The organism is Belnapia sp. AC561, from assembly GCF_979252845.1.
Window position 1 is genome coordinate 54,596 of record NZ_CEEDBP010000004.1, and the last position, 13,847, is coordinate 68,442.

Genomic DNA, 13,847 nt, shown 5'->3' on the forward strand with positions numbered 1-13,847 from the left:
GCGGTCACCTGCGGCGCCGGTTGCGGGGAAGGCCGTCATCGGGCGGCCGGCGGGCTGATGGGCATGACGATGAGCCCGGCCTCATAGGCCATGTAGAGGCCGAGCCAGCTCCACCAGACCACGCCGCCGATCAGCAGCAGCGGCACCAGCGGGCGGCAGATCTGCAGCGCATAGCCGAGGAGGCCGAGGCCGAGCCAATAGGCCGGCCTCACCAGGTCGCGCCCGGCCACCATGGCCAGCTCACTCCCGGCCGGCCCGCGCTCGAAGCCGACCGGCCCGGGGATCAGCCCGAGGTAATTCAGCGCCCAGCCGAGCGGCGCGGCGCAGAGGATCGCCAGCCCGGCCATGCCGAGCAGGCTGCCGAAGCCGAAGACGGCGTCCCGGCCCTGGCCCTTCGACATGAGGCCGTCGATCTCGGCCGAGAGCTCCTCGGCGGTGCGCTGCCCGGCCGGCCGGCGGCCGGCCTTGCGGGTGGCCCCAGGAGCGGTACAGGGCGGGCGCGACGGGTTGTCCCGGGGGCCGACCGAATGCATCGGGCGCGGGCCAGGCTTGCTCATGTCCCCTCCCTTTGCCGATCGTTCAGCGCCACATGCCGGCGCGATTGCGCGCCGATCGTTAGGAAACTTTAACCCATGCCGGGCCGGATCGCTCAGGCAACCGAGGACGACCTGCATCAATCCATGATTGATGCAGGGCGGAGAGACCGTTTTGGCCGTTTCCGTTCATCTTTTGGTTGCTTATTGGAGGCAGTTTCGCAATTTCCGCCCTGAATTCAACCCTGGATTAATTTTCCCAATGGATTTCACTCATCGTGATGGGAATCCGACGCGGCATGGCCATCCCACTTGCGCCGCCTGACGGCACGGCACACCTGGATGCGCTGCCCGGCGCCTCAGCCACCCAGGCGCAGCAGCACGGATTGCCGCACCGCCGGGTGCCGCAGCCCGATCCGCCCCGGCGCCATCGCGGCGCTCCAGCCGCTCGCCCGCGCATGGCGCATGAGGCGCGACGGCAGCACCACCACCCCCTCCAGGGCACGGCGGGAGGAGACCAGGATCTGGTCACTGTCGAACTCCACCCGCCAGCCATCACGCTGTGCCAGGCGAAGCAGGGTCGAGAGCACGGACCAGTCGGTCCTTTCGAGCGCAGCTTGCATGTTTCGGGAAAGACGCGAGCCGCGCCGCTGTTGCCGCGCCGCGCGCATTCGTGCAGCACGCAAGCGCGAACCGCGTGCAGGCCCGCCCATTGGACTCCTTCGGCCCGATGCGGCATGAGCGGCCTTCGCCCGGCGCCGCCACCCCCGGAATGATCGGCCCCATGGTCGGCCGCAACGGTTGACCCGAGCACAGGACCCGAGGCCCATGCGCGCGCTCTTCGTCCATCAGAACTTCCCGGCGCAATATCGCCACGTCGCCCGCGCCCTGGCGGCCCGGCCCGGCGTGCAGGTCATCGGCCTCGGCGAGAATGCCGGGGAGACGCTGCCCGGCGTGCAGCACCTGCGCTACAAGCCGCCCGCCACGGGCGCCGCCTCCACCCACCGCTACCTCCGCCGCTTCGAGAATGCGGTCTTCCGTGGCCAGCAGGCAGCCCGCGCCGCGCTGCAGCTGAAGGAACGCGGCTTCACCCCGGATATCGTCTGCTGCCACCCCGGCTGGGGCGAGGGGCTCTTCCTCCGCGACATCTGGCCGGACACCAAGCTGCTGTTCTACTGGGAGTTCTACTACCACTCCACCGGCGCCGACGTCGGCTTCGACCCGCCGGGGCAGGTCTCGATGGATGATGCCTGCCGGGTCCGCATCCTGAACGCCAACCACCTGGTCGCCCTGCAGACCGCGGATTGGGGCCAGACGCCCACGCAGTGGCAGGCCAGCCGCTTCCCCGCCTGGGCACGGGAGAGGATCTCGGTGGTGCACGAGGGCGTGGATACCGAGGAAATCCGCCGCCTGCCCGATGTCGACATCACCCTGCCCGACGGCTGCCGCCTGCGGGAGGGCGACGAAGTGGTGACCTTCGTCGCCCGCGGGCTCGAGCCCTATCGCGGCTTCCACGTCTTCATGCGCAGCCTGCCGGAGATCCTGGCCCGCCGCCCCGCCGCGCAGATCGTCCTGGTCGGCGGCGAGGACCCGCACTACGGCGCCAAGCCGGCCGCGGGCGGCAGCTGGAAGGAGGTCATGCTGGCCGAGCTGGGGGAGAAGCTGGACCTGGCCCGGGTGCATTTCACCGGCAAGGTCCCGCACGCGACCCTGCTCGGCCTGCTCAGCCTGTCCCAGGCGCATGTCTACCTGACGTTTCCCTTCGTCCTGTCCTGGTCGATGCTCGAGAGCATGGCGCTCGGCTGCCTGGTCATCGGCTCCGCCACCGCCCCCGTGCAGGAGGTGATCGAGCATGGGGTGAACGGCCTGCTGGTCGACTTCTTCTCGCCGCAGGACGTCGCCGATACCGTGGTCCGCGCCCTGGCCGACCCCGCCGCGCATGCCCCGCTGCGGGCCGCGGCCCGCCGGACGGTGGTGGAGCGCTACGATCTCAACCGTGTATGCCTACCGCAGCATCTGGCCCTGATAGACGCATTGGTTGACGGAAGGAAACCCGAAGCTACCTGAAGCTGATGATGCAACCAAGGTAACACCTTGTTAACGCCTTAACGGGCGCTGGTAACGAGTTGTTGAAGATTTGCATGGCACGATTTGACTCGTGACAAAGGCGTGCTGCACTGCACACTATCATTCGTAAACAATCCTGGGTTGATGGATTGTCGGCTTGGCGAGGTGGCTGCAACAGCGGCAGAGGATAGTCCATGGTTCAGCTTGGGCTCGGCATTATCGAAACCGACGCGACGTTTGGTCGGAAAATGGCCAATTTTTTCACGGAGCACGGCTTTTCCGCCGAGGTTCACGATGACGCGCGGCCGCTTCTCGCCCGCCTGCCCAGCCGCCCGCCTCGCATGGTCGTGCTGGGCGAGGGCCGGGAACCTTCGGCCGCCCTGCAAACATTGCGGCGCATCCGGGATATCTCCCTGGTCCCCTGCATCATGATCGTCGGCCGGTCGGATGACCTGAGCGAGATCATGGTGCTGGAAGCCGGGGCCGATGACCTGGTGGACCGGGACCTGCCGCTGCGCGCCGTCCTCGCCCGCATCCGCGCCGTCCTCCGCCGCGCCGAATGGGGCGCGTCCGAGGCCGAGCCGGCGGTCTCGGTCGGGGGCTGGCGCCTGATCGCCAGCCGCCGCCAGCTCCTCCGCCCCGATGGCTCGGAATGCGCCCTCACCACCGCGGAATTCGACCTGATGACGATGCTGGTCGAACACCGCGGCCGCGCCATCAGCCGCGACTCCATCGCCGAGACGGTCTTCCGCCGCCCCTTCCGGGCCGAGGACCGCACGGTCGACAACCTCGTGCTCCGCCTCCGCCGCAAGCTCGGCCCGGCCCAGCTCGATTGCATCAAGACGGTGCGCGGCGCCGGCTACATGTTCGCCGGCTTCGCCGATTGCGGGCTGCGGGTCGCCTGATCGCCCCGCCCGGGAACAAATGGCCCGATAACGTCTTGGCGCTGCCGGCTTCCCGCCATCTTCCTTCTGCTATAACTCGCCCCAAGCTTGGCGGAGGGTGCTCGTGACGATCGTGCCGGTTATTCTCTCGGGTGGCACCGGGACGCGGCTCTGGCCGCTTTCCCGTGAAGGCTATCCGAAGCAATTCTGGCCCCTGGTCAGTGCCGAGACCATGCTGCAGGAAACCGCCGGCCGCGCCCTCGGCCCGGATTTCGCGCCGCCCGTGGTCATCTGCAACGAGGCGCACCGCTTCCTGGTCGCGGAACAGCTTCGCGCCGTCGGCATCAAGGGCGCCCGCATCCTGCTGGAACCGGCCGGCCGCAACAGCGCCCCGGCCGTCGCCGCCGCCGCCCTGCTGGTGGCCGAGCAGTCCCCGGATGCGGTGCTCTGGCTCATGGCCGCCGATGCCGCCATCACCGACATGCCCGTCCTGCATGCGGCGCTGGACAAGGCCGTGGTCGCCGCCCGCGCCGGCCAGATCGTCACCTTCGGCATGCAGCCCACCGCGCCCGAGACCGGCTACGGCTATATCGAGGCCGGCGCCGAGCTGCCCGGCGCCCCCGGCGTCCAGGCCGTGACGCGCTTCGTCGAGAAGCCGGATGCCGCCAAGGCCGCCGATTTCCTCGCCGGCGGCCGCCATCTCTGGAACAGCGGGATGTTCGTGGCGACCGCCGCCACCCTGCTGGCCGAGCTCGAGGCCCATGCGCCGGAGGTCCTGCGCAGCGTCGCCGCGGCCATCGCCGCCGCGACCCGGGACCTAGACTTCGTCCGCCTCGGCGCCAGCGCCTTCACCACCGCCCCGGCCATCTCCATCGACTATGCGGTGATGGAGAAGACCCACCTCGCCGCCGTCGTCCCCGCCAGCATCGGCTGGTCCGACCTCGGCTCCTGGGGCGCCCTCTGGGAAGTCGGGGCCAAGGACGCCCGGGGCAACGTCGCCACCGGCCCGGTCGAGATCGTGGACAGCTCCGGCTGCTTCATCCGCTCCGAAGGCACCCTCACCGGCGTCATCGGCCTGACGGACATCGTCGTGGTCACCGCCGAGGATGCCGTCCTCGTCATGCCGCGCGACCGCGCCCAGGACGTGAAGCAGCTGGTCGACCAGCTCCGCCGCGCCGGCCGCAAGGAAGCGACCGAGCACCGCCGGATCTACCGCCCCTGGGGCAACTACGAAGGACTGATCCAGGGCGACCGCTTTCAGGTGAAGAAGATCCAGGTCCGCCCGGGCCAGAAGCTCTCCCTGCAGAAGCACTTCCACCGCGCCGAGCACTGGGTCGTCGTCAACGGCACCGCCATCGTCCACCGCGACGGCGAGGACATCATGCTGCGCGAGAACGAGAGCATCTATCTCCCGCTCGGCTGCGTCCACCGGCTGGAGAATCCAGGGATGATCCCGCTGAACCTCATCGAGGTCCAGGTCGGCGCCTATCTCGGCGAGGACGACATCGTCCGCATCGAGGATACCTACGGCCGCAGCTGAACCCGGCGCCGGGGGAGTATGCGCTTGCCCATAAGCTGTCCCTGCCCAGAACCGCAGCGCTTCCAGCATGTTGCGGTGGGGTGCAGACATCGACGGCTTATGGGAGAGGGCGGCGGCCTTCGCGCCTGAGCGAGATTGCCTGGCGCGCAAGGTCACCCCATGGCGTCCTGTCAGGCTGCTTCGCAGCCGGTGCGGTTGGGCTCCGCCCAGCCGCGAGTGATGGGCCGGAACGGCGCCGGCGGCTGGGATGCTCGCAGGCCCGGCAGGAGAACCATTCGCGGACGGTCTGGATGACCTTCTACCGGCCCGGCCGCCGCCGGCAGACCTCCGGACGCTGGGCATGAACGCCTCGTCAGTTCACCGCCGCACCCGGCAGTTTCGCGCCTGAGGTCCGGATCAGGTCAGCGAAAAGTCGCTCCTGCGCCTGCCGGAAATCGATCAGCTCCCTGGAGGTCGTCCACCAGGTCGTGGCGCCATTCTCCTCGAACCGGCGCCGCAACCCGGCATCTCCCAGTGCCTCCTTCGTCATCGCCGAAAGGCGGCTCACCACCGCCTGCGGCATCCCGGCCGGCCCGACCAGGCTGCCCCAGGAGGTAATGCTGAAGCCCGGCAGGAAATCCGCCATCACCGGCAATTCCGGCGCCGCCGCGCTGCGTTCGCTGCTGGTGACGGCGAGGGCCCGCACCTGACCATCCCGCGCCGCCACGATGGCGGTCGTCATGTTGTCGAACATCAGCTGGATCCGCCCGGCCAACAGGTCGAGCATGGCGGGAGCCCCGCCGCGATAGGGGATGTGCAGGATATCCAGCCCCGCCTTCTGCTTGAACATCTCCATCGACAGATGCGGCGAGGTGCCGAAGCCGCTGGAGCCGTAGGTGTACTTCCCCGGGTTCCTCTTCAGCAGCGCGATCGCCTCCGGCACCGTGCGCGCGGGAAAGTCCTTGGCGACGATCAGGATATTCGGGACCTTCCAGATGCCCGAGATGAAGCTGAAGTCGCGCGCAGGATCATAGGGCAGGTCAGGCAGGATGCTGGGCGCGATCGAAAGCGAAGCGACGCTGCCGAGCCCGACCGTATAGCCGTCGGCGGGCGCCTGCGCGATCGCGGCCTGGCCCACGGTACCGCCGGCGCCACTCCGGTTCTCGACGATGAACTGCTGTCCGGCCAGGCTGCTCATCCTCTCGCAAAAAAGCCGCGAAAGGGTGTCGGTGGTACCACCCGGCGTGAAGACGTTGATATAGACCACCGACCGGTCGGGCCAACCGGCTGCGGCATTGCCCTGCGCCTGCACCGATGTCGCGCCCGCCAAGCCCGCTGCCCCCAGCAGCAATGCCCGCCGCGGAAGGCGCGCGGAGTCCTTCGTCTGCTCCATGATCCTGTCTCCCAGTGCCCGGCTCGTTGCTGGCCGGGTCGATTGTTGTGTCGTCCATCGAGGCGAAGCGCAGGCACGTAAGGCAGCAGCGGCGCTGGTCTGCATGGCGGGCCACCGCCATGCGCGGACCGGCGCGGTGCTACCCGATCGCCGCACCGCCCGGCCCGGCAGGCCAGGGCAGGCACGGACGCCCGGGTGCCCGGCCCATCACCCGTAGACCAGCCAGGGCAGGGTCATGGAAATGGCCGGGATATAGGTCACCAGGATCAGCAGCACGAGCATCAGCACGAGGAAGGGCCAGATGCCGCGGATCACCTCCGACAGCGGGCACCCCAGGATGCCGGCCAGAACGAAAAGGTTCAGCCCGACCGGCGGCGTGAGCAGGCCGACCTCCATGTTCATCGTCGTGATCACCCCGAAATGCACCGGGTCGATGCCGAGCGGGTGCAGCAGCGGCAGCAGCACCGGCATCGTCAGCAGCAGCACCGAGAAGACCTCGAGGAACATCCCGAGCAGGATCAGCAGCAGGTTGACCGCGATCAGGAACTGCCACCAGGCCAGGTCGAATTCGGTTGCCCAGTCGACGATCCGCGACGTGACGCCGGACTCGGTCACCCAATGCCCGAAGACCAGGGCGACGGCGATGATGATCATGATGGAGGCGGCATTGCGCACCGCCTCCGCCATCACGCGCAGCAGCTCGCCCGGGCGCACGCCCTTGTAGACGAAGACCGAGAGGAAGATGGCAACCACGGCCGAGAGCGCGGCGCACTCGGTCAAGGTGACGACACCGCCGTACAATCCCCCCAGGACGATGACCGGCACCGAAAGCGCGGGCAGCGCGAAGATGCTGCGCCTCCAGCGCTCATCGGATGACAGCTTGGCCTCGCGGGCATAGCCCTTGCGCCGGGCATAATAGACCACCCAGCCGCCGATGGCCGCCGCCTGCAGCAGCCCCGGCACCAGGCCGGCGAGGAACAGGCGGGTGATCGCCTCATCCGCCAGCACGCCATAGACCACGAAGGCCAGCGACGGCGGGATGAGGATGCCGAGCGTGCCCGAAGCCGCCACGATGCCGGCGGCGAAATGCCGCTCGTAGCCGGCCCTCAGCATGGCCGGCACCAGCACCGTCCCCATCGCCATGGCCGTGGCGACCGACGAGCCGCACATCGCGGCGAAGATCGTGCAGCAGACGACGCAGACCAGGCCGAGCCCGCCGGGGATGTCGCCGACCCAGGCCTCGGCGGCGCCGATCAGCGCGCGCGCGACATTGCCGCGCTCCATGAAGACCGCGGCGGCGACGAAATACGGCACGGCGAGCAGCGTCGTCGAATTGAGCTCGTCGACGATCTTCTGCGCCATCGGCAGCAGGCTCTGGCCCTCGGCCAGCATGGCGGTCATCGCCGTCGTGCCCATCACCAGCCAGATCGGCACGCCGAGCGCCAGCAGGACCGCGAACAGGGGCCAGATGAGGATCATGCCTTCCCTTCCCCGATGCCGAAGGCCCGGCCGAGCCGCAGCAGGTAGCGCAAGGCCATGAACCCCATGCCGAGCGGCAATGCCGCCTGATAGATCCAGAGGGGAAAGCGGAGGGTCGTCGTCGAGACGTCGCCGAAGTCCCAGGTGTCATAGGTGATCTGGGTGCCGAGCCAGCAGAAGGCGACTGACATGGCAAAGCCCAGGGCATCGCCCAGGACCAGCACCGCCCGGCGCATGCCGGCCGGCATCCGGTCGACGAACAGATCCGCCTTGATGTGGCGGTTCGCCGCGGTCACCGCGGCGAAGGAGATGCAGACGGCCCAGACGACGAGATAGACCTGGACCTCGTCGCCCCATTCGATCGTATGGGCCGGGAAGAAGGTCCGCAGCAGGACGTTGATCACCGAGAGCGCCAGGGCCAGCAGCCCAAGCCCCCCCACGATGATCGCGTCCAGCCAGTCCAGCAGGCCACGGCGTTCCGCGGCCGCCCCGGTCGCCACCTCCGCGCTCGGATAGGCCATGGTCAGGCGACGCCGGCGGCGCGGATTTCCTTGAGAACGCTGGCGACGAGCGCCTTGTCCACGCCGATATCCGAGGCGACCTCGTCCTGCGTCGCCATGAGCTTCTCACGGATGGCGGCCACCGCCTCGGGCGGAGCGGTGACGATCTTGATGTTGTTCTTCTCCAGCATGTCGCGTGCTTCCTGCTGCGCCTTGCCGGCCTCGGCCCGCTCCTCGGCCACGCCTTCCTGCCAGGCGGCCGTCAGCGCCGATTGGTCCCTGGAGGAAAGCTTGTCCCAGAACCGCCGGCCCACCATCGGGACATACTGGTTGAAGCACTGGAAATCCTCGAAACAGTAGCGCACGCCCGCGTCCCAGAGCTTGGCGGTGCTGGCGCTCTCATGCGTCGTGATGAGGCCATCGACCGTGTTCTGGCTCAGCGCCAGCGGCACATCGGGCCAGGGCACCAGCACGGGGTTGCCGCCTATCGTGCGGATGCGGGCCGCATTGGCGCTGCCCCCCGGATGCCGGATGCGCAGCCCCTTGATCGCATCGAAGCCGTCGAGCGGCGTCGTGGTCGCGTAGAAATGCTGGGGGCCGAGATCCCACCAGCCGCCGAGCACCTTCACCCGCAGTCGCTCCTCGACCTTGCCGTTGATGGCCTGGCCGGCAGGCCCATCCATGATGCGATGCAGGAGGTCTGCCTTCAGTCCGTAGAACATCGGCAGCGAGGACAATGCGGCGTCGGGGGCGACGCCATCGAGGTTCCACCAGCCCGGCAGCCCCATCTCGACGGCGCCCTGGCGCAGGCCCTTCGGGATATCCCGGTCGCGGAAAAGCTGGGCCGACGGGAAGAGCCTCGGCGCGACCGCGGCACCGAGCCGCTGCTGGATCCGCGCGATGAAGGCCTCGGTCTTCTGGTTGCGCACATGGGTCGGATTGGTATCGAGCGAGATGCGCATCTGCTCGGCGGCGAAAGCCGGACGCAGCGGCAGCGCCACGGCTGCACCCAAGCTGGCAAGCATGAACGGACGGCGCTTCATCATCACTGGCTTGTCTCCCTGACATCGCTTTTTATTTACGGCCATGCTTGGCGAGGCGGCCTTCATGACCGCAAGGCCAGCCCGCGGGGCTCGGTCGGCGCGTGCCGCCCCTCGTCGTCAACGCATGCGGTGAAGGCCACCAGGCGTCACGCCGTGCGCGGCCTGATCCGCCCATCTGGCGTGATCCATGACGAAGGGCGACCCCGTGCCATTACCTAGGGAACCGATTCGATCACGCCCGGCCCAAGTCCCGGTGCGGGAGGGCGGAGGCTACGGCGCCTTCAAATTCGTGCAGGCGGTCCACCATTCCGTCGTGGCCACGGCATCGCGCAGGGCAGTCACCACGCCACCATCCTGCTGGCCGAAGTCCAGGGCGCAGACTGCTCCTGCGGGCGTCTCCAGCCGTCGGATCGTCACCTGCCGGCAGCCATCCGGCAGGGCGCCGCCGGCGTTCCCCTGCATGAGGAGCTGGGCGCCGTCACGCGATTTGCAGACCGACAGCTGCTGGGACTGCGCCCATGCCGGTGCCGTGCCGACGATGCCCAGAAGGGCCATTGCACCCATGAAGCCATGTCGCATGCTGGTTGCTCCGCTGTTTGGCCCAGACAGGATGTCGACCTGGCTGGGGAGTTGCGTGCCTGCATCCATCGTTTCGATACCACGCGCCCGGCGCTGCCTCGCCCATGTGGTCCCGGCCATCCTCCGCTCAGCCCCGCTGTCCCAGCCGCCAATGGCGCTGCCCTTCCGGAAGCAGGTACTCAAGCGCGGCGACTCCCGCGCCCACCCCCACGAAGGCAATGAGGAAGCGGACCGGAACGCCGGACAGCGAGGTGCCCATGAGTGCCGCCCCGCCGATGCCGTTCAGGATCCCGGCAATGGTCGCCGCCAAGAAAATGCGGATCCGGGCGGTGAAATACGGGCGGCCGGTTATGAAGAACAGCAGCACGACCACGACCGCGGCCAGCACACGGTACATATTGGCGGTTGTATCCAGCATCATCGCCGCTCCAGCTCCTTCGAGGGCACAGGCTGCAAAAGAGTGGTGCTGCCTCCCCGGCGCCGGAACACCGTAGTTTCCCCTAGCTCGGCCTGCGCGCGGCTAGCGCAGCACCGGCTGGTCGAGACCCGCCGCGAGAGCGATCCGCACCGCCTCCGACAGGCTTTCCGCCCGCAGCTTCCCCATCAGGTTGGCCCGATGAATTTCCACGGTGCGCGGACTGAGCCCGAGATCGATGGCGATGACCTTGTTCTGCCGGCCGGCCACCAGGCCCTGCAGCACCTCCCGCTCCCGCGGCGTGAGCGCGGCGACACGCCCCGCCGCATCGGTCGCCTCGCGCGCCCGTTCCAGCGTTTCGTCCCCACGCCCGAGCGCCGCTTCGACCGCACCCAGGATGGTCGCCGCGGCATAGGGCTTCTCGACGAAGTCGCAGGCCCCGGCCTTCATGGCCTCCACCGCCAGCGGCACGTCGCCATGCGCGGTGACGACGACGACCGGCAGGTGGAGGCCGCGCCGCTTCATCTCCCGCAGCACCGCCAGCCCATCCATGCCAGGCATGCGGATGTCGAGGAGAACGCAGCCGAAGGCCAGGCTTCGTTGATCCGTGCCGAGGAATGCCTCGCCCGAGGCATGCGCCTGCGTCCCGATCCCGGCTGCCTGCAGCAGCAGGGTGAGGGACCGCCGCACGACGGCCTCGTCATCGACCACATGCACGATCTTCGCCATGCCGCCCTCATCCTGCATCGGCCTGCTCCTCCTCATCCGGGCCATGCGGCAGGGCGGGAAGCACGAAGTGAAACACCGTGCCGCCTCCTGGCCTTGCCGCGGCCTCCAGCCTTCCGCCATGCGCCTCGACGATCGAGCGGGAGATCGACAGGCCGATTCCCATCCCATCCTGCTTCGTCGTCACGAAGGGCTCGAACAGGCGTCCGTCGAGACCCGCGGACAGGCCCGAGCCGGTATCCGCCACGCTCACCGCGACAGCGCCGTCCTCATGCCGTCTGGTGGCGACCACGAGGTCCCGCCTCGGTGCCTCCTGCATGGCCTCGATGGCATTGCGCACGAGATTGACGATGACCTGCTGCAGCTGCACGGAATCCACCAGGACCGCCGGCGCCGCCGCGGACAATTCCAGGCGCAGCGCGACACCGCAGTCCGGCATGCCGCTCAGAACCAGCGAGACCGCTCGCTCGATGATCGCGTTGATGTCGGCGCGGCGCTTCTCCGTATCGCCCCGGCCCACGAATTCCCGCAGGCGCCGGAGGATGCGCCCGGCCCGGACCACTTCCCCGGCCGAATCCCCGATCAGGTCGCGCACCGCCGCATAACCCGCCGGCTCCAGCGGCGGGTCCCGCCGCAGGAGAAGGCTCGCGGTTTCGGCGAAGTTCGCCGCGGCCGTCAGCGGCTGGTTCAGCTCATGCGCCATCGCCGTTGCCATCGCGCCCATGGCATTGATGCGGGCAACCCGGAAGAGCTCGCCCTGGGTCTCCTGCAGCCGTGCCTCCGCGCGGCGCCGGGCGGTGATATCGCGCGACACGCCGACGATGCCGAGCATGGCACCGCTGGTGTCGCGCCACGGCGCCTTGGTCGTCAGGATGTTCCGCTGCGTGCCGCCGGGCCCGCTGACCTCCTCCTCCGACATCTGCGCCTTGCCGGAGGCAATGACCACGCGGTCCGCCGCGTCGATCTGCGCGGCGATGCCCGGTGGCGCCAGATCCTCGATGCGGCGGCCCAGGGCGGCCTCGGCCGTCGTGCCGAGCAGAGCCGCGGCGGATGGGTTGAGCAGGACATACCGCCCCTGCCGGTCCTTGGCGAAGATCGAATCGGCGCTGCATTCGAGCACGGAGGACAGCAGGTCCCGATTGCGCCGCAAGGCCGCCTCCGTCTCGCGCAGCGCGGTGATGTCGTTGCAGGCCTCGACCACTTCCGTCGTCCCGCCGTTGCCGTCGCGGCGCAAGGCCCATTGGCTCGCTACCATCACCTGCTGGCCATCCGCCCGCCGGTGGCACAGGGCACCATGCCATTCGCCGCAGGCGACGAGCTCGGTCCTGAGCTCGGCGAGCGGGCGGGGATATTCGGTCGAGAGCAGGTCGCAAGCGACTTGGCCGATGGCCTGCGCCCGCGTCCAGCCCAGCAGGCGCTCCATTCCCGCAGTCCACAGGGTTATCCGGCCGGCATGATCGCGCACGAAGACCTGCGCCTGGTCCAGCGTCTCGAGCAGTGCCTCCCGCTCGGCGGCGCGGCGGCGCGCTTCCGCCTGCGCCGCGGCGAGGACCTCGGCGACGGCATTCACCTCCCGCACCGGGGTGGCGAAAGGGCTGCCCGGCGCGGGCGCGGCCGCGGTTTCCGCCATGCCGGCCAAGGCCTCGATCGGCAGCGCGATGCGGCGGGCGAAGGCATGCGCCAGGGCTGCCGCGAGGGCGCCGAGCGCAAGGCCGAAGGCCGTGGTGAGGCAGGCCGATCGGCGCAGCGGCGCGGCAAAGACCGCTTCCGGCAGTGAGACGACGGTCGTCCATCCCGAAATTGCCGAGCGCGCATAGGCGGCGACCGAAGGCGTGCCGTCGTTCGCTTCCGCCCGCAGCCAACCATAATCCTCCTCGCCGATGCCGTTCAGCATCTGGGCCGGCAACCGCAGGCCGGCGTACCGGGCGGCATCGCTGCTGCGTGCGGCGACGATACCCTTGCGGTCGGCCAGGCTGGCGACCATCCCTGGCGGCACTTCCTCCCGCGACAGGAGGCTGCCGAGCACGGTGGTCGGAACCGCCAGCTCAAGGAGGTAGCGAACCGTCCCATCCTGGGTCCTGACCGGCGCCACCACCAGGAAGCTTTGCGGCGTGGTCATCAGCACGTCGGAGATCTGCGGCCGTCCGGTCGCCACCGCCGCCTCGTCGGGCTTGCTCGATGGCCCGGTGCCCACCCGGTGCGGCCCGCTCGGGCCGGTGCTGGTCAGCAGCCGCCCCGAAGGATCGCGCAGCATGATGGAGGCGCCGGCCGGTCGCGGCACCTCCGCCGACCTGTCCTGGAAGGCAGCGAGATTGCCGGCGCGGAGATAATCCGAGGTCGCCAATACCTCGAGCATCGCCTGATAGGTGGCCAGCCCGCGATCGAGGGAGATCGCGATCTGCCGCGCGGCCTCATGCGCGACGCTCTGATGCCGGGCGCGCTCCCCCTCCGCCATCTGGAACAGGAGGAAGCCACCGAGGCCAAGCATCGGACTCAGCAGCACGGCGCATAGCACGCCGAGATGCCAGGCCACTGGTCGGCCCGATGAAGCAGGCTGCTGCATGTCCCTGCTACTTCGCTGTGACTTTGGCAGACCCAGGGTCCGGTGCCGTGCGCAGGAGCGCGGCACTTCAGGCGAGGGCTGCGCGTCGAAACGTCTCCGCCGTTGCATCGGTTCCCTAGGGGTTGATCCGGGGTCGCGTCCGCTGC

13 protein-coding genes are annotated in these 13,847 nt (G+C 69.0%); 3 read left to right on the top strand and 10 right to left on the bottom strand.

Annotation, left to right across the window (positions count from 1 at the left end):
* Window positions 1-35 precede the first annotated feature (35 nt).
* Entirely contained in the window at window positions 36-557 is a 522-nt protein-coding gene (locus tag AC0IW9_RS04520) for a hypothetical protein (protein WP_471647016.1), read from the bottom strand.
* Window positions 558-892: 335 nt separating this feature from the next.
* Window positions 893-1,123, bottom strand: coding sequence for a hypothetical protein (locus AC0IW9_RS04525; protein ID WP_471647017.1), 231 nt, complete (start codon window positions 1,121-1,123; stop codon window positions 893-895).
* Between the two features lie 238 nt (window positions 1,124-1,361).
* Between AC0IW9_RS04525 and AC0IW9_RS04530 the strand changes: the two genes are divergently transcribed.
* From AC0IW9_RS04530 to AC0IW9_RS04540, 3 genes are all read left to right on the top strand, one after another.
* Complete coding sequence (locus AC0IW9_RS04530) at window positions 1,362-2,600, top strand: glycosyltransferase family 4 protein (protein ID WP_471647018.1); 1,239 nt, start codon at window positions 1,362-1,364, stop codon at window positions 2,598-2,600.
* 248 nt (window positions 2,601-2,848) lie between these two features.
* On the top strand, window positions 2,849-3,505 hold the full coding sequence (locus tag AC0IW9_RS04535) for a response regulator transcription factor (protein ID WP_471647019.1): 657 nt from the start codon (window positions 2,849-2,851) through the stop codon (window positions 3,503-3,505).
* Window positions 3,506-3,608: 103 nt separating this feature from the next.
* Window positions 3,609-5,024, top strand: coding sequence for a mannose-1-phosphate guanylyltransferase/mannose-6-phosphate isomerase (locus AC0IW9_RS04540; RefSeq protein ID WP_471647020.1), 1,416 nt, complete (start codon window positions 3,609-3,611; stop codon window positions 5,022-5,024).
* Window positions 5,025-5,376: 352 nt separating this feature from the next.
* On the opposite strand, the gene AC0IW9_RS04545 is transcribed toward AC0IW9_RS04540, so the two are convergent.
* From AC0IW9_RS04545 to AC0IW9_RS04580, 8 genes are all read right to left on the bottom strand, one after another.
* Complete coding sequence (locus AC0IW9_RS04545) at window positions 5,377-6,501, bottom strand: Bug family tripartite tricarboxylate transporter substrate binding protein (RefSeq protein ID WP_471647021.1); 1,125 nt, start codon at window positions 6,499-6,501, stop codon at window positions 5,377-5,379.
* Window positions 6,502-6,603: 102 nt separating this feature from the next.
* Window positions 6,604-7,875, bottom strand: coding sequence for a TRAP transporter large permease (locus tag AC0IW9_RS04550; RefSeq protein WP_471647022.1), 1,272 nt, complete (start codon window positions 7,873-7,875; stop codon window positions 6,604-6,606).
* The gene (locus tag AC0IW9_RS04555) at window positions 7,872-8,396 is read right to left on the bottom strand and encodes a TRAP transporter small permease (RefSeq protein ID WP_471647023.1); all 525 of its coding nucleotides are present in this window, start codon (window positions 8,394-8,396) and stop codon (window positions 7,872-7,874) included. The genes AC0IW9_RS04550 and AC0IW9_RS04555 overlap by 4 nt, the downstream gene beginning before the upstream one ends.
* 2 nt (window positions 8,397-8,398) lie before the next feature.
* Complete coding sequence (dctP, locus tag AC0IW9_RS04560) at window positions 8,399-9,421, bottom strand: TRAP transporter substrate-binding protein DctP (protein ID WP_471647024.1); 1,023 nt, start codon at window positions 9,419-9,421, stop codon at window positions 8,399-8,401.
* Between the two features lie 267 nt (window positions 9,422-9,688).
* Window positions 9,689-10,117: a hypothetical protein gene (locus tag AC0IW9_RS04565; protein WP_471647025.1), complete on the bottom strand. Its 429-nt coding sequence runs from the start codon at window positions 10,115-10,117 to the stop codon at window positions 9,689-9,691.
* Window positions 10,118-10,124: 7 nt separating this feature from the next.
* Window positions 10,125-10,418, bottom strand: coding sequence for a hypothetical protein (locus AC0IW9_RS04570; RefSeq protein ID WP_471647026.1), 294 nt, complete (start codon window positions 10,416-10,418; stop codon window positions 10,125-10,127).
* 99 nt (window positions 10,419-10,517) lie between these two features.
* Entirely contained in the window at window positions 10,518-11,159 is a 642-nt protein-coding gene (locus tag AC0IW9_RS04575; RefSeq protein ID WP_471647027.1) for a response regulator transcription factor, read from the bottom strand.
* On the bottom strand, window positions 11,149-13,641 hold the full coding sequence (locus tag AC0IW9_RS04580; RefSeq protein WP_471647028.1) for a PAS domain-containing protein: 2,493 nt from the start codon (window positions 13,639-13,641) through the stop codon (window positions 11,149-11,151). Before AC0IW9_RS04580 ends, AC0IW9_RS04575 begins: the two co-directional genes overlap by 11 nt.
* Window positions 13,642-13,847: the final 206 nt, after the last annotated feature.